Source organism: Pseudomonas sp. Pseusp88 (assembly GCF_047303955.1).
GTDB lineage: Bacteria > Pseudomonadota > Gammaproteobacteria > Pseudomonadales > Pseudomonadaceae > Aquipseudomonas.
The window spans coordinates 19,292-34,156 of sequence record NZ_JBGLYM010000001.1 but is presented as its reverse complement, the minus strand read 5'-3'; the positions used below and the strand labels follow the sequence as shown (position 1 = coordinate 34,156).

Annotated in this window: 16 protein-coding genes; 10 read left to right on the top strand and 6 right to left on the bottom strand. The window is 60.7% G+C overall.

Features of this window, described 5'->3' with window-relative positions:
- The first annotated feature begins 4 nt into the window (after positions 1–4).
- Together ACCD02_RS00160 and ACCD02_RS00155 are read left to right on the top strand one after the other, a co-directional pair.
- Positions 5–403, top strand: a complete 399-nt coding sequence (locus tag ACCD02_RS00160) for an MAPEG family protein (protein ID WP_413297909.1) — start codon at positions 5–7, stop codon at positions 401–403.
- Between the two features lie 81 nt (positions 404–484).
- The gene (locus ACCD02_RS00155) at positions 485–931 is read left to right on the top strand and encodes a c-type cytochrome (RefSeq protein ID WP_413297908.1); all 447 of its coding nucleotides are present in this window, start codon (positions 485–487) and stop codon (positions 929–931) included.
- A 68-nt stretch (positions 932–999) separates the two neighbouring features.
- Here ACCD02_RS00155 and ACCD02_RS00150 read toward each other — a convergent pair whose 3' ends face one another.
- The gene (locus tag ACCD02_RS00150) at positions 1,000–1,410 is read right to left on the bottom strand and encodes a DUF1090 domain-containing protein (RefSeq protein ID WP_413297906.1); all 411 of its coding nucleotides are present in this window, start codon (positions 1,408–1,410) and stop codon (positions 1,000–1,002) included.
- 73 nt (positions 1,411–1,483) lie between these two features.
- Positions 1,484–3,169, bottom strand: coding sequence for an NAD-dependent DNA ligase LigB (gene ligB, locus ACCD02_RS00145; protein ID WP_413297905.1), 1,686 nt, complete (start codon positions 3,167–3,169; stop codon positions 1,484–1,486).
- Between the two features lie 185 nt (positions 3,170–3,354).
- On the opposite strand from ligB, the gene ACCD02_RS00140 reads away from it, so the two are divergent.
- Positions 3,355–3,975, top strand: a complete 621-nt coding sequence (locus ACCD02_RS00140) for a LysE family translocator (RefSeq protein ID WP_413297904.1) — start codon at positions 3,355–3,357, stop codon at positions 3,973–3,975.
- A gap of 254 nt (positions 3,976–4,229) precedes the next feature.
- Here ACCD02_RS00140 and metK read toward each other — a convergent pair whose 3' ends face one another.
- Both metK and ACCD02_RS00130 read right to left on the bottom strand, forming a co-directional pair.
- Positions 4,230–5,420, bottom strand: coding sequence for a methionine adenosyltransferase (metK, locus tag ACCD02_RS00135; protein ID WP_259101616.1), 1,191 nt, complete (start codon positions 5,418–5,420; stop codon positions 4,230–4,232).
- Positions 5,421–5,422: 2 nt separating this feature from the next.
- Positions 5,423–6,436, bottom strand: a complete 1,014-nt coding sequence (locus ACCD02_RS00130; protein WP_413297903.1) for an ArsR/SmtB family transcription factor — start codon at positions 6,434–6,436, stop codon at positions 5,423–5,425.
- Between the two features lie 249 nt (positions 6,437–6,685).
- Between ACCD02_RS00130 and tkt the strand changes: the two genes are divergently transcribed.
- The 7 genes from tkt to fba all read left to right on the top strand — a co-directional run bounded on the left by tkt (position 6,686) and on the right by fba (position 13,128).
- Complete coding sequence (gene tkt / locus ACCD02_RS00125; RefSeq protein WP_413297902.1) at positions 6,686–8,683, top strand: transketolase; 1,998 nt, start codon at positions 6,686–6,688, stop codon at positions 8,681–8,683.
- A 122-nt stretch (positions 8,684–8,805) separates the two neighbouring features.
- On the top strand, positions 8,806–9,855 hold the full coding sequence (epd, locus tag ACCD02_RS00120) for an erythrose-4-phosphate dehydrogenase (protein WP_413297900.1): 1,050 nt from the start codon (positions 8,806–8,808) through the stop codon (positions 9,853–9,855).
- Between the two features lie 18 nt (positions 9,856–9,873).
- Positions 9,874–11,037 (top strand): phosphoglycerate kinase, encoded by a 1,164-nt coding sequence (locus ACCD02_RS00115; protein ID WP_413297899.1) that lies wholly within the window; start codon positions 9,874–9,876, stop codon positions 11,035–11,037.
- Positions 11,038–11,065: 28 nt separating this feature from the next.
- Positions 11,066–11,296, top strand: coding sequence for a hypothetical protein (locus ACCD02_RS00110; RefSeq protein ID WP_413297898.1), 231 nt, complete (start codon positions 11,066–11,068; stop codon positions 11,294–11,296).
- A gap of 89 nt (positions 11,297–11,385) precedes the next feature.
- Complete coding sequence (locus tag ACCD02_RS00105; RefSeq protein ID WP_259101629.1) at positions 11,386–11,580, top strand: hypothetical protein; 195 nt, start codon at positions 11,386–11,388, stop codon at positions 11,578–11,580.
- Positions 11,581–11,634: 54 nt separating this feature from the next.
- Entirely contained in the window at positions 11,635–11,964 is a 330-nt protein-coding gene (locus ACCD02_RS00100; protein WP_413297897.1) for an MliC family protein, read from the top strand.
- Positions 11,965–12,063: 99 nt separating this feature from the next.
- A complete protein-coding gene (gene fba, locus ACCD02_RS00095; protein WP_413297895.1) occupies positions 12,064–13,128 on the top strand; it encodes a class II fructose-bisphosphate aldolase in 1,065 nt (354 codons plus the stop codon).
- A gap of 110 nt (positions 13,129–13,238) precedes the next feature.
- Here fba and ACCD02_RS00090 read toward each other — a convergent pair whose 3' ends face one another.
- The gene (locus tag ACCD02_RS00090) at positions 13,239–13,718 is read right to left on the bottom strand and encodes a thioesterase family protein (protein WP_413297894.1); all 480 of its coding nucleotides are present in this window, start codon (positions 13,716–13,718) and stop codon (positions 13,239–13,241) included.
- A gap of 111 nt (positions 13,719–13,829) precedes the next feature.
- Positions 13,830–14,795: an L-carnitine dehydrogenase gene (locus ACCD02_RS00085; RefSeq protein WP_413297893.1), complete on the bottom strand. Its 966-nt coding sequence runs from the start codon at positions 14,793–14,795 to the stop codon at positions 13,830–13,832.
- Positions 14,796–14,865: the final 70 nt, after the last annotated feature.

Here is a 14,865-nt window from a genome sequence, read left to right as displayed (position 1 = left end):
ACACATGACAGTTGCCTTTTGGTGCGTATTGGTCGCGATCTTCCTGCCTTACGTGTGTACCTACGTGGCCAAGTTCAGCAGCGGCAAATTCAGCCCAAGGCAGAATCATGACCCACGCGCCTTTCTCGAAAAACTCGAAGGCCTGCCCCGGCGTGCCCATGCGGCGCAGTTGAACAGCTTCGAAAGCCTGCCGGGCTTTGCCGCCGCCGTGATCATCGCCGAAATGGCGGGCAATGCGCAGGGCGGCACCATCGATGCGTTGGCAGTGCTGTATATCACTTCGCGCGTGGTGTACATCATCTGCTACCTGGCGGACTGGGCCGCCCTGCGCTCGCTGGTGTGGTTCATCGGCCTGGCGCTGATCGTGGCGCTGTTCGGTGTCTCGGCATTCCCGGCCAGCTGAGGTCTGCGGCAATGCACCACTTTGGTGTTTGCCCGACGTGCACGGATACTGCACGCCGTTTTCCCCCGCCCTGGATCGATCATGAACGTGCAAAAGCTGTGTGTCTTAATGCTGGCTGTATTGACGCTGAGTGCCTGCGGCGGGGTTGATCCCAATTCGCCATTGGGTCAGCGCAAGGCGATCTTCAAAGAGATGCTCAAGACCAGCGAGGACATGAACGGCATGCTCAACGGGCGTGTGGCGTTCGACGGCCAGCGTTTCAGCGATGCGGCGGTCAAGCTTGACGTCCTGGCCAGGGAGCCGTGGAAGCATTTCCCCCAGGTCAAGGAAGCCGATCACACCAGTGCCAAAGACGATGTCTGGCAGAAGCAGGAACGCTTTCAGGTATTGGTCAGCTCGCTTGAAACAGCCACGGATGAGTTGAAAGGGGTGGCTGCGACCAAGCCTTCTGCCGCTGTCCTTGCTCCCTCGCTGAGCAAGGTCCAGGCGGCGTGTGAAGCCTGTCATAAAGAGTTTCGGGCTTACTGACAGATCGTTGGTCGTCCGGTGAAGACAGGACTCGCTCCAACGGGCCGCCGTTGTTTGATGAGCGGGGCTCAGTCCTCTTGCTGAAGCTTCTCCAGCTCGGTCTGGGCTTCCTGCAATTCCTTGCGTGAATCGGCCAGCTTCTCTTTGCGCTTGTTGATCTTCTCGGCGTCACCTTTTTCCATGGCTTTGGTCAGGTCGTTCTGGCGGCGGGTGACTTCGCGCTTGGCATCCAGCACTTTCTGTTCGCGTTGCTTGAGCAGCGAGGTTTCGCTGCAGTTGGCATTGGCCTCGCTCAGGGCTTTCTCCAGACCCGCCTGCTGATCCTTGTCGCCGTCGGTCTTGGCCTGCTGGATCTTGCTGCGGATTTCCTGGCTCTTGACGGCGCAACCAGCCGACGGCGGCGGAGCGTCATCTGCCAATACCGGAACGCTGAACATGGCGAGACTGCTCAACAGAATCAAGGGGGACCACACTTTCATAAACACTCCTGAAACAACAATGGCACCCGGCATACATGAGAAAAAAACCGGGTGCCCGAAAAATGACGAACTACTAGAAACCTTGAATGCCCAAGCTTTGCAATTGCTGGCTTAACGCCTGTATTTGCGGATCCTGAAAAAAGCCAACCAGCTGCTTCGCCCTGATCGGTCCGATACCCGGCAGCGCCTGCCATTGCTCATGGCTGCGTGTGGCCAGTTCTTGCCAGTTATCACCCAAATGCGCCTCGGCAACGGCGGGCAGGCCGATGGCTTTGAGCCAGACGCGGAAGGGGCGTTCACGGGCACTTTGCAGGCTTGTGAGCAACCTGGCGCTACGCCGTTCACCAAAGCCGGGCATGGTAGCAAGTCGCGCGCCGTCCATGGACATCCAGTCGAGCAGGTCGTTGACCAGACCCGCCTCGATCAGACTGTCCCAGGTACCCGGCCCGATACCGGTCAGGCCCAGGCCGTTCTTGCCGCTGAGCCAGGCCAGACGTGCGCGAAACTGGCTTTCACAACCTGGCGCACTCTGCAGGCAACTCAAGAAATGGTAGTCCTCAGCCTTCGGAGCCTGTAGTTCGATGCGATCAACGCTGCGTGAAACGACGCTATCCAGGCGTGGAATAGTCAGGCCCGCCAGGCTTATCGCGACGTGATCGCCGGGGCGTATATCCAGTTGCTGCCAGCGTTGCAGTGAACCGACACTGACGCGGCTGACCTGCCGGTCATCCAGGCGTATCGGCTTAAGCTCCAGTACTGGCGTGATCCGCCCGCTGCGGCCAATGGTGAACTCGATTTTGCGCACCTCGGCCAAGGCTTGGGCGTAGGGGTATTTCCACGCGGCGATCCAGTAAGGCGCCTTGGGTTGCCAGCGTTCTACCGGCGGGCGCTGGCCTTCGCGCAGGATCACGCCATCGCTGGCAAAGGGTAACGGATTGCGGTACCAGTGCTCGCGCCATCGCTCTGCCTGGCTGAAGGTTTTCAAGGGTTGGCTGTAATGGGAGCTGTCGCCGAAGCCCAGGGCACTGAGTGCGGCCATCCGTCCGGGCATGTCGGCGGGGCCGGCGGGCCAGTCCCAGACAAACAGGCCGATATTCGCGGCGTCCTCAGCGCTCATCTCCTGTCGAGCCATTAGTCCGGCCACCTTGCTGCGAGCGTTCAGGCTGCCGGATTCGGCCTGCACATGCCCGTCCAGGCGCCAGTACAACTCGCCTTGCAGGACCAGGTTTTCCTCCCAGGGCAGGCGGTAGGGAATGGCTTCGATAGCCGCAGCATGACGAGTCCATGAATGACCGTGCCTGCCGTCGCCGCGACTGATCAGGTGGGTGAGTCGACCGAGCTGATACACCAGTGTCACCGCGACGCCATCGACCTTGGGCTGAATCCACACGTCTTCGCGGCTGTTGACCCAGTCCTGCACGGCTTTGGTGTCTGCCAGTTTTGTCACGCCGGTATGGACGATGGGGTGGGCAATCGGGCCTTTAGCCGTGCGCAGAGGGTCTGCGGTTTCGGCCGGTACGCTGGCAAAGCATTGGCGTAGCACGCTCAGGCGTTCGCGCGATTGGTCATACAGCTCGTCGGGGATCAGCGATATTCCCTTGCGGTGATAGTTGTCGTCCCACAGTTCAATCTGCTTTTGCAGGTGCAGGATTTCATTGCGAGCCTGGGTGGGTGTCCAGTCGGGGCAGGATTCAGCTTGGGCGGTGAGCGCGCCCAGGGTCAGGGCGGTGCAGATCAGGAGGCGCAGATAGGTCAGCATCGAAGCGTCCATGCTTGAGGGGGAGCCGACAGGCTAGTGATATCCCGGTGACTTTTGCGCCCGAGGTGGTTACCGGATTTTGCCGGCGGTACAGATCCCCCTCGTTTGCGCCTATAGCTGTAACTTGAGTCGGGCGCTGGCCCATGCAGAATGAAAGCCCGACTTCGCTCACGCCTGGGTGCCTTATGAATCTTGCAACGCTGCTTGTCTTCGTTCCGGCCTGCTTCGCCCTGAACATGGCGCCCGGCCCGAACAATCTGCTGTCCATCAGTAATGCCAGTCGCTATGGCCTGCTCATGGCCTGTCTCGGCGGCCTGGGGCGTCTCCTGGCATTCGCGATCATGATTGCCCTGGCGGCGGTTGGCCTGACCGCTGTTTTGCATACGTCGGAATGGTTGTTCCATGGGATCAAAATCGTTGGCGCGGCCTATCTGTTCTATATCGCCGTGCAGTTGTGGCGGGCGAAACCGACGATGGAGGATGAGACGAAGGTTGCAATGATCGGCATGGGCAGTCTGGCCCGGCAGGAGTTTCTGGTAGCGATCGGCAATCCCAAGGCGATCCTGCTGTTTACCGCGTTCCTGCCGCAGTTTATCGATCAGGGCGGTGAGGTGATCAGGCAGTTCGCCGTACTGGGTGGTTTGTTCCTGGCCCTGGAATGTATCGCCATCGCACTCTATGGCTGCATGGGCGTGCATGCCCGCAAGCTGTTCGCGCGGCCTGGCGGCAAGCGCTTGTTCAACAGGATTTGCGCGACGTTATTGGCGGGGGCGGCGTCAGTGTTGTTGGTGGCGCGGCGCGCTTGAGGTTTGATTGTTCGGTTTTCGTGAGAGCGAACTGTGGAGCGAGTTTGGGGTGAGCTGTGGGAGCGAATTCATTCGCGAAGAGGCCGGCACATCCGACGCATTTATCGAGGCTGAAACGCCGCCTTCGCGAATGAATTCGCTCCCACAAACAGCGCCCACAGCGAGCGCCCGCCGATCTAGCTCACCTAAATGCAAAAAGCCCCCGCAGACCTGGTCTGCGGGGGCCTTTTCAATGCACTACAGCCAGGGCCGTATTACAGGCCGGCCGCTTTGCGCAGGGCTTCTGCGCGGTCGGTTTTTTCCCAGGTGAACGTGGTGAAGGTGTCGTCGCCCACGGTCTTGGTTTGCGGCGTGCGGCCGAAGTGGCCATAGGCTGCGGTTTCCTGGTACATCGGGTGCAGCAGGTCGAGCATCTTGGTGATTGCGTATGGGCGCAGGTCGAAGATGTCGCGGACCAGCTTGATGATCTTGTCATCGCTGATCTTGCCGGTGCCGAAGGTGTTCAGCGAGATCGAAGTCGGTTGAGCGACGCCGATGGCGTAGGACACCTGGATCTCGCAACGCTCGGCCAGGCCGGCGGCAACGATGTTCTTGGCAACGTAGCGGCCAGCGTAGGCGGCCGAACGGTCGACCTTGGATGGATCCTTGCCGGAGAACGCGCCACCGCCGTGACGGGCCATGCCGCCATAGCTGTCGACGATGATCTTGCGACCGGTCAGGCCGCAGTCGCCAACCGGGCCGCCGATGATGAACTGGCCGGTCGGGTTGATATGGAACTGGGTGTCCTTATGCAGCAGCTCGGCAGGCAGTACGTGCTTGACGATCAGTTCCATCACGCCTTCGCGCAGGTCGTTATACGACACTTCCGGGTTGTGCTGGGTCGACAGAACAACGGCGTCGATACCGACCACCTTGCCGTTTTCGTAGCTGCAGGTCACCTGGGATTTTGCATCCGGACGCAGCCAAGGCAGCAGGCCCGACTTGCGTGCTTCAGCCTGGCGCTTGACCAGCTGGTGCGAGAATGCGATTGGCGCAGGCATCAGCTCGGCGGTTTCGTTGCTGGCGTAACCGAACATCAGGCCCTGGTCGCCGGCGCCCTGATCTTCAGGCTTGGCACGGTCGACGCCCTGGTTGATGTCAGGGGACTGCTTGCCGATGATGTTCATCACGCCGCAGGTGGCGCCGTCGAAACCGACGTCGGAGCTGGTGTAGCCGATGTCGCTGATCACGTCACGAACGATCTGCTCCAGGTCGACCCAGGCGCTGGTGGTCACTTCACCGGCAACGATGGCAACACCGGTCTTGACCAGGGTTTCCACAGCCACGCGAGCGTGTTTGTCCTGGGCAATGATGGCGTCCAGTACTGCGTCGGAGATCTGGTCGGCGATCTTGTCTGGGTGTCCTTCAGACACGGATTCGGAGGTGAAAAGGGAGTATTCGCTCATCTCTACGGGTTTCCTGAAATGTACCGATGGTGAGTGTTGCCAGCCGGTCGCTGAAAGTGGCGAACCTGGATCTGGAAACCATTACGTAAGCCTATATAAAGACTTTCCCCGGGAACTAGCCCCGCAGCGACGGCCCAACGGGCCAGATCGTCCTGTTCAAAACCCAACCAGAGATCGCCACAGGCCTCCTTGGCCCAACTCTGGTCGTGGCTACACAACTCTGTCACCAACAGGCTACCGCCCGGTTGCACCAGGTCAGCCAGTTGGCCAAGTGCTTCAGCCGGTGCGGCGAAGTGGTGAAGCACCATATTCAATACCACGCAGTCGGCACGCAGTTGGATGTCACCCAATGCATCGGCCAGACGCAGCTCAACGTTAGCCAATGCCTGGCGCGTGCACAGCTGGCATGCCAGTTCGAGCATGGCCGCACTGTTGTCCAGCGCCGTGACATGGCGAAAGCGCCGTGCCAGTTCTGGCAGGAAGCCACCGTCACCGGGACCTACTTCCAGCGCCGTTGCATCTGCAGCGAAGCTTAGCTTGTCGAGCAGCGACAGCAGGCTTTCGCGGTACTGGGCCAGGCCGGCAATCAGGTCCTGCTGGGCACGGAACTTGTCCGCGACCCGGGCGAAAAAATCCTGACTGGCGGTGGCTCGTTGCCGATGTACCAGACCGATCCGCGCCTGCACGTCGTCCGGCAGATGCAGGGTATCGACTTCATCGAGCAACGCTGCATGCAGCCTGCCGCCCGGTTGACCGGTATGGGGCAGGGCGCGGCGATAAAAAATCGCATTGCCTTCGCGGCGGGTCGCGACCAGCTCGGCCTGGGCCAGCACTTTCAAGTGGTGGCTCATGCCCGACTGACCGATGGCGAAAATCTGCGCCAGCTCCAGCACGCCGAACGAGTCGTTGGCCAGGGCGCGCAGGACATTCAGCCGCAACGGATCGCCGCCGGCCTTGCACAGGGCTGACAGGTCGTCGCAGGTATCGTGGCGAATTGCAGGCACGCGAAGGTTCATAGGGCTGGCAGTCTAGAGAGCGACCGACGCCTGCGCAAGTTCAGTATCAAAAAGTTTTGATATTGGTTGATGAATGGCATTTATCAGACGCCGTGATTCCGGCGTCAGCCCCTGATAGCGGGCAAATCGTCGCGACAAGGCAGGAAAAACACGCCTTGGGCGTGATCTGTCATTGCCCCGCAGCAATGCCTGAGGGAAAATGCACCCCTTTTTCCGATCCCATTCTTTACTGCCCCCAGGAGATCAGCGATGCCCAGCCGTCGTGAGCGAGCCAACGCCATTCGTGCCCTCAGCATGGATGCCGTGCAGAAAGCCAACAGCGGCCATCCCGGTGCCCCAATGGGCATGGCGGATATCGCGGAAGTTCTTTGGCGTGACTACCTGAAGCACAACCCGGGCAACCCGTCGTTCGCCGACCGTGACCGCTTCATCATGTCCAATGGCCATGGTTCGATGCTGGTTTACTCGCTGCTGCACCTGACCGGCTACGACCTGTCCATCGACGATCTGAAAAACTTCCGCCAGTTGCACAGCCGCACTCCGGGTCACCCGGAATATGGCTACACGCCTGGCGTTGAGACCACCACCGGCCCGCTTGGCCAGGGTTTCGCCAACTCGGTCGGCTTCGCTGCCGCAGAAAAGATCCTGGCGGCCCAGTTCAACCGCCCTGGCCACAACATCGTCGACCACCACACCTACGTGTTCATGGGTGATGGCTGCATGATGGAAGGCATTTCCCACGAAGCCGCCTCCCTGGCCGGTACTCTGGGCCTGAACAAGCTGATCGCCTTCTACGATGACAACGGCATCTCCATCGACGGCGAAGTCGAAGGCTGGTTCACCGACGACACGCCGAAGCGTTTCGAGTCGTACAACTGGCTGGTCATCCGCAATGTCGACGGTCACGATCCGGAAGAGATCAAGACCGCCATCGACACTGCGCGCAAGAGCGACAAGCCGACCCTGATCTGCTGCAAGACTACCATCGGCTTCGGTTCGCCGAACAAGCAGGGCAAGGAGGAGTGCCACGGCGCTCCACTGGGCGCCGAAGAGATCGCGCTGACCCGCGCCGCGCTGAAATGGACCCACGGTCCTTTTGAAATCCCGGCCAATATCTACTCCGAATGGAACGCCAAGGAAAAAGGCCTGGCTGTAGAAGCCGAGTGGGACCAGCGTTTCGCTGCCTACTCCGCCGCTTTCCCTGAGCTGGCCAACGAGCTGATCCGTCGCATGAGCGGCGAACTGCCTGCCGACTTCGCAGAAAAATCGGCGGCTTACGTGGCTGAAGTCAACGCCAAGGGCGAAACCATCGCCAGCCGCAAGGCCAGCCAGAACGCCCTGACCGCCTTCGGTCCGTTGCTGCCGGAACTGCTCGGCGGTTCGGCTGACCTGGCCGGTTCCAACCTGACCATCTGGAAAGGCTGCAAGAGCATCACCGGCGAAGACGCCGACGGTAACTACCTGCACTACGGCGTGCGCGAGTTCGGCATGGGCGCCATGATGAACGGTATCGCCCTGCACGGCGGCTTCGTGCCATACGGCGCAACCTTCCTGATCTTCATGGAATACGCTCGTAACGCGGTGCGCATGTCTTCCCTGATGAAGAAACGCGTGCTCTATGTGTTCACCCACGACTCCATCGGTCTGGGCGAAGACGGCCCGACCCACCAGCCGATCGAACAGCTGACCAGCCTGCGCACCACACCGAACCTGGACACCTGGCGCCCGGCGGATGCGGTCGAATCGGCTGTGGCCTGGAAATACTCCCTGGAGCGCAACGACGGCCCGTCGGCGTTGATCTTCTCCCGTCAGAACCTGGCACACCAGAGCCGCGATGCCGAGCAGCTGGCGAACATCGCCCGTGGTGGCTACGTGCTGCGTGACTGCGCTGGCGAGCCGGAGCTGATCCTGATTTCCACCGGTTCCGAAGTCGGCCTGGCTGTTCAGGCCTACGACAAACTGACCGCTGCCGGCCGCAAGGTTCGCGTGGTGTCGATGCCGTGCACCAGCGTCTTCGAAGCCCAGGACGCTGGCTACAAGCAAGCGGTCCTGCCGTTGCAGGTCAGCGCCCGTATCGCTATCGAAGCAGCCCACGCCGACTACTGGTACAAGTATGTTGGCCTGGAAGGTCGTGTTATCGGCATGACCACCTTCGGCGAATCGGCGCCTGCGCCTGCTCTGTTCGAAGAGTTTGGCTTCACCCTGGAGAATGTGATCAGCACAGCGGAAGAATTGCTGGAAGACTGATGCAACTCGTTGGAGCGAGGCTTGCCCGTGAATGAAGCAACAAGGTCTGTCTGACAGACAGTGTTGTTTGGTTCGCGGGCAAGCCCTGCTCCAACTGGCTCTAGCCTCCAACGAGAATCCCCATGCCCCAACCCCGCATGTATAAAGTTGCTCTGAACGGCTACGGCCGGATCGGTCGTTGCGTCCTGCGTGCGCTCTGTGAGCGAGGGGCGAAGGCCGGGTTTGAAGTGGTTGCGATCAACGATCTGGCCGATATGGCCAGTCTCGAATACCTCACGCGCTTTGACTCCACCCATGGCCGGTTTCCCGGCGAAGTGCGGGTCGAAGGCGATTACCTGCATATCAACGATCACGTCATCAAGGTTTTCCGCAGCGCGACGCCCGAAGGCATCGACTGGAACGCCCTGAACGTCGATCTGGTGCTGGAATGCTCCGGTGTCTACAACACCCGGACCGATGGCGAGCGCTTTCTCGCCGCCCGTGCGCCCCGAGTGCTGTTCTCCCAGCCCATGGCCAGCGAAGCCGATGTCGATGCCACCATCGTCTACGGCATCAACCAGCACACTCTGACCGGTGCCGAACGCCTGGTTTCCGCTGCATCTTGCACCACCAACTGCAGCGTACCGTTGCTGGACCTGCTCAACCGCCAGTTGGGCCTGGAATACATCACTATCACCACGATTCACTCGGCGATGAACGACCAGCCGGTGATCGACGCCTATCATCATGAAGATCTGCGTCGCACACGCTCGGCCTTCCAGTCGATCATTCCAGTGTCCACTGGTCTGGCGCGCGGGATTGAGCGCCTGCTTCCGGAACTTGCCGGGCGAATTCAGGCCAAAGCAGTTCGTGTGCCGACGGTGAACGTGTCCTGCCTCGATATCACCATGCAGGTCAAGCGTGATACCGACGCCGTGGAGATCAACCGGATTTTGCGCGAGGCGGCCACCAGCGGCCCGCTCAAGGGCCTGCTGGCGTATACCGAGCTGCCCCACGCCAGCTGTGACTTTAATCATGACCCCCATTCGGCGATCGTCGATGCGAGTCAGACCCGCGTATCCGGCCCACGGCTGGTCAACGTGCTGGCCTGGTTCGACAATGAATGGGGCTTTGCCAATCGAATGCTGGACACCGCGAATCACTATTTGCGTGCCGCCAACTCACAACAGTAAAAACAGGGACCGCCTCACATGACCGTGTTGAAGATGACCGACCTCGACCTGCAAGGTAAGCGTGTACTGATTCGCGAAGACCTCAATGTCCCGGTCAAGGACGGAGCTGTCACCAGCGACGCACGTATTCTTGCCGCGCTGCCGACCCTCAAGCTGGCGCTGGAAAAAGGCGCGGCGGTAATGGTCTGCTCGCACCTGGGCCGCCCGACCGAAGGTGAGTTCTCCGCCGAAAACAGCCTCAAGCCGGTTGCCGACTACTTGAGCAAGGCCCTGGGTCGTGAAGTGCCGCTGGTGGCCGACTACCTGGGCGGCGTTGATGTGAAGGCTGGCGACATCGTGCTGTTCGAGAACGTTCGCTTCAACAAGGGCGAGAAAAAGAATGCCGACGAGCTGGCGCAGCAATACGCCGCCCTGTGCGACATCTTCGTGATGGACGCCTTCGGCACAGCCCACCGCGCCGAGGGCTCGACCCATGGCGTGGCCAAGTTTGCCAAGGTCGCTGCTGCTGGCCCGCTGCTGGCTGCTGAGCTGGACGCGCTGGGCAAGGCTCTGGGTGCTCCGGCCAAGCCGATGGCAGCCATCGTCGCCGGCTCCAAGGTCTCGACCAAACTCGATGTACTCAACAGCCTGAGCGCAATCTGCGACCAGTTGATCGTCGGCGGCGGCATCGCCAACACCTTCCTGGCCGCGGCCGGGCACAAGGTCGGCAAGTCCCTGTACGAGCCGGACCTGCTGGACACCGCCCGCGCCATCGCCGCCAAAGTCAGTGTGCCTTTGCCGACCGACGTGGTCGTGGCCAAGCAATTCGCCGAAACCGCCGAAGCCACGGTCAAGCTCATCGCCGACGTAGCCGATGATGACATGATCCTGGATATCGGCCCGCAGACCGCCGCGCATTTCGCCGAACTGCTGAAATCTTCCAAGACTATTCTGTGGAACGGCCCGGTGGGTGTGTTCGAGTTCGATCAGTTCGGCAATGGCACCAAGACGCTGGCCCAGGCCATCGCACAAAGCCCGGCGTTCTCCATTGCCGGTGGTGGCGATACTCTGGCAGCCATCGATAAATATGGCGTTGCCGAGCAAATTTCCTACATTTCCACCGGCGGCGGCGCATTCCTGGAATTCGTCGAAGGCAAGGTCCTGCCTGCGGTCGAAATGCTGGAACAACGTGCCAAGGCCTGATCAACGGGCTTTGGAAAAGGGGATTCACATGGTCAAGCCGTTACCGCTGCTCATATTCGCCGGTCTGTTGACCGGTTGTGCCAGCGCACCTGAAGCTGATGAAGTCGATCGCGGCGCCGTACCCCAGGTACTCGCCGTGGGCTGCTATCAATCGGGCTGGCAGGCGGAAACCGTGCCGGTCCTCTACAAGCGCGGTGGGCCGCAGGCATGGGATCGCTACGATTTCATGCCGGCGGTCGGCCCGGTGGCCTGCCGTTGAGTCGGCATGGCTGAGTAGCGGAGCAACATCTGCGGGGCGCAGTGGTCACTACTGGGTAGGTATCTTTTTCGCAAGGAAGGAGCTTCACCATGAAAGTAGCTGCCCTGGCCCTGTTCAGTTGTCTGGTGTTGGCGGGTTGTACCGGTTCCGGTGCCCACACCAAAGCGTGTGAAGTGTTGAGTCCGGCGTCCGTGGACGTGCCGACGACCCAGAACGATCAACGGGTCGAAGCGCATGTCACGGGTGAGCCGTCCGGTAAGCCAAACGAACAGAATTGCCCCTGAAGTATCGAGGCAACCGGCACAGGCCGGGCATCGCGGGGCAAGCCAGGAGATTCAATGAAAGGCTTGATTGCCCTCGTGGTATTTGCGGTGCTCGGCGGTTGCGCCAACCTGCAAGGGACACAACCAGCCACTGCGGCCTGGACCCATTGGGTTTGTGACAGCAAGGCCGAAGTCTACTGGCGCTACACTAATCCGGGGAAAACCGGAGTTGAAGCGCGTTTGAACCAGAGCGAGCAGGTCTTCCCGCTCAAGGTTGTGCCCGGTTCTTCCGGCTCGTTGTTCAGTAACGGCGTGCTGGCGTTTCACGTAAATGGTGATGAAGGCCTGGTTTACTGGGAAGCCACCAATGATTTGATCGGTCGCGGTTGCAAGGCAGCCGGCTGATCGACCTGCGCGACTACGGTCGATGCAGATAACTTGAATAGCAGCCGCCGCTCCGGCAGGCTTGCACGATTAACGACCCTACCGGGAGAGATACAGACAATGGCACTTATCAGCATGCGCCAGATGTTGGACCACGCAGCCGAGTTCGGTTACGGCGTCCCCGCTTTCAACGTGAACAACCTGGAACAGATGCGCGCCATTATGGAAGCGGCTGACAAGACCGATTCCCCGGTGATCGTTCAGGCTTCGGCCGGTGCGCGCAAATACGCTGGCGCGCCGTTCCTGCGTCACCTGATCCTGGCCGCAATCGAAGAATTCCCGCATATCCCGGTGGTCATGCACCAGGACCACGGCACCAGCCCGGATATCTGCCAGCGCTCGATCCAGCTGGGCTTCAGCTCGGTGATGATGGACGGCTCCCTGGGGGTTGATGGCAAGACTCCAACCACCTACGAGTACAACATCGACGTCACCAGCCGCGTAGTGGCGTTCGCCCACGCCTGTGGTGTGTCGGTTGAAGGTGAGCTGGGTGTTCTGGGTTCCCTGGAAACCGGTATGGCCGGTGAAGAAGATGGCGTTGGCGCCGAAGGCGTGCTGGACCACAGCCAGATGCTGACCGATCCGGAAGAAGCCGCTGACTTCGTCAAGCGCACCCAGGTCGACGCCCTGGCCATCGCCATCGGCACCAGCCACGGCGCCTACAAGTTCACCAAGCCGCCTACCGGCGACATCCTGGCGATCGAGCGCATCAAAGAAATCCACAAACGCATCCCCAACACCCACCTGGTGATGCACGGCTCGTCTTCGGTCCCGCAAGAGTGGCTGAAAATCATCAACGAGTACGGCGGCGACATCAAGGAAACCTACGGTGTGCCGGTCGAGGAAATCGTTGAAGGCATCAAGCACGGCGTGCGCAAGGTCAATATCGACACCGACCTGCGTCTGGCGTCCACCGGTGCCATCCGCGAATTCATGGCCAAGAACCCGAGTGAGTTCGACCCGCGCAAATATCTGGCCAAGACCGTCTCGGCCATGCGCGACGTCTGCATCGCCCGCTATGAAGCTTTCGGCACCGCCGGCAATGCCTCGAAGATCAAGCCGATCTCCCTGGACCACATGTTCGAGCGTTACGCCAAAGGCGAACTGGATGCCAAGATCAACTGAGTGATGGTTGATTTAGCTATGAAAAAACCCGCAGAAATGCGGGTTTTTTATGTGCTTTGTTTTGTGGGAGATTCTATGTGCTCCCACCAACAAATCAGAACGCGGGCATTTCAAGCTTTCTTCGGCAACCCAATCACCCGCCCGACATACTGCGGCACCGGCAAATCCTTCTGGCTCTCGACAATTCCCTCCAGCGCGCTCCACGAAGCATCACTGAACGGCGCCGAGCGCGGGCCGGTTGCCAGGTCGACGTGCAGCAACATCTGTTCGCTGGCCGACAGAGGGTCGTCAACGCCGACTTTGTGCAGGCTGTGATAGAGATGCACGCGCTTGCGGTCCAGGGCGATGATCTGGGTGCGCACTTCCACCTGCTCGCCCAGCTTCACTTCCTCCAGATAGTTGATATGTGCTTCCAGAGTGAATAGCGAGTGACCACTGGCGTCACGGTTGTTGCTGTCCAGACCGATGCGGTCCATGAAAGCGTCGGTAGCGTAGCTGAAGATCAGCATATAGAAGGCATCGCGCAGATGGCCGTTGTAATCGACCCAGTCGGCGAGGATAGGGGTGGTGTAGGTGGTGAGGGTGGGCATGTTCATACTCCGGGTGGGAGCGAAGCTTGCCCGCGCCGAGATGACGCGGTGTATCTGAACCACCGAGTTGTCCGGTTCGCGGGCAAGCCTCGCTCCAACAGGTTTTGCGAATTAGTCGCTGAAGGCCATACCGTGCTTGGCCTTGGTGGTCTTGACCGCTTCCAGCACGGCCAGCAGGCAGTCGTCACGATACCGCTCAAGGGCGGCGATGCTGTGGCTGCCAAGCTGGTCGCTGGTGCCGTCGACCACGTCGTCGATCAGCTTGTCGGTCAGCTCCGGCGCTGGCAGATAGGTCCAGGGCAGTTGCAGGGCCGGGCCGAACTGGGCCATGAAGTGGCGCATGCCGGCATCGCCACCGGCGAGGGTGTAGGTCAGGAACGTGCCCATGAACGACCAGCGCAGACCGGCGCCGAAGCGGATCGCGTCGTCGATCTCGCCAGTAGTGGCCACGCCGTCGTTGACCAGGTGCAATGCCTCGCGCCACAGCGCTTCGAGCAGGCGGTCGGCGATAAAGCCGGGGACTTCCTTGCGCACGTGCAGCGGGCGCATGCCCAGGGATTCATAGACTTTGATCGCCGCTTGCACCGCCTCTGGCGCGGTTTTCGTGCCGCCGACCACTTCTACCAGGGGCAACAGGTACACCGGGTTGAACGGGTGACCGACGACGCAACGCTCCGGATGGGTAGCGCCTTCGTAGAACTCGCTGGGCAGCAGGCCCGACGTACTGGAGCCGATCAGGGCGTTGGGCTTGGCGGCGGCGCTGATTTTACTGTGCAGGTCGAGTTTCAGATCCAGACGCTCCGGGGCGCTTTCCTGAATGAAGTCGGCGTCACGCACACATTCTTCGATGGTCGCGACAAAACGCAGGCGATCCTGCGAGGCGCCAGTGGCCAGGCCTTTTTGCTCAAGGGCCGGCCAGGCATTGGCAACGCGTTTGCGCAGGGCGGCTTCGGCGCCTGGCGCCGGGTCCCAGGCCACGACGTCGAGGCCGTGAGCCAGGGCGCGGGCAACCCAGCCGCTGCCGATCACGCCGCTACCCAGAGCGGCGAAGGTTTTGATGTCGGTGATGAAAGTCATGGTGTGTTCCTGAAATTTATTCGGTGGGAGATCCCGCTGTGCCCCTGACACAGCGTTGTCGCGCAGCAAA

Bases quoted from the DNA above. Each gene is read 5' to 3' on its own strand.
- ACCD02_RS00160 (WP_413297909.1), top strand. From the start codon at position 5: ATGACAGTTGCCTTTTGGTGCGTATTGGTCGCGATCTTCCTGCCTTAC.
- ACCD02_RS00155 (WP_413297908.1), top strand. From the start codon at position 485: ATGAACGTGCAAAAGCTGTGTGTCTTAATGCTGGCTGTATTGACGCTG.
- ACCD02_RS00150 (WP_413297906.1), bottom strand. From the start codon at position 1,410: ATGAAAGTGTGGTCCCCCTTGATTCTGTTGAGCAGTCTCGCCATGTTC.
- ligB (WP_413297905.1), bottom strand. From the start codon at position 3,169: ATGCTGACCTATCTGCGCCTCCTGATCTGCACCGCCCTGACCCTGGGC.
- ACCD02_RS00140 (WP_413297904.1), top strand. From the start codon at position 3,355: ATGAATCTTGCAACGCTGCTTGTCTTCGTTCCGGCCTGCTTCGCCCTG.
- metK (WP_259101616.1), bottom strand. From the start codon at position 5,420: ATGAGCGAATACTCCCTTTTCACCTCCGAATCCGTGTCTGAAGGACAC.
- ACCD02_RS00130 (WP_413297903.1), bottom strand. From the start codon at position 6,436: ATGAACCTTCGCGTGCCTGCAATTCGCCACGATACCTGCGACGACCTG.
- tkt (WP_413297902.1), top strand. From the start codon at position 6,686: ATGCCCAGCCGTCGTGAGCGAGCCAACGCCATTCGTGCCCTCAGCATG.
- epd (WP_413297900.1), top strand. From the start codon at position 8,806: ATGCCCCAACCCCGCATGTATAAAGTTGCTCTGAACGGCTACGGCCGG.
- ACCD02_RS00115 (WP_413297899.1), top strand. From the start codon at position 9,874: ATGACCGTGTTGAAGATGACCGACCTCGACCTGCAAGGTAAGCGTGTA.
- ACCD02_RS00110 (WP_413297898.1), top strand. From the start codon at position 11,066: ATGGTCAAGCCGTTACCGCTGCTCATATTCGCCGGTCTGTTGACCGGT.
- ACCD02_RS00105 (WP_259101629.1), top strand. From the start codon at position 11,386: ATGAAAGTAGCTGCCCTGGCCCTGTTCAGTTGTCTGGTGTTGGCGGGT.
- ACCD02_RS00100 (WP_413297897.1), top strand. From the start codon at position 11,635: ATGAAAGGCTTGATTGCCCTCGTGGTATTTGCGGTGCTCGGCGGTTGC.
- fba (WP_413297895.1), top strand. From the start codon at position 12,064: ATGGCACTTATCAGCATGCGCCAGATGTTGGACCACGCAGCCGAGTTC.
- ACCD02_RS00090 (WP_413297894.1), bottom strand. From the start codon at position 13,718: ATGCCCACCCTCACCACCTACACCACCCCTATCCTCGCCGACTGGGTC.
- ACCD02_RS00085 (WP_413297893.1), bottom strand. From the start codon at position 14,795: ATGACTTTCATCACCGACATCAAAACCTTCGCCGCTCTGGGTAGCGGC.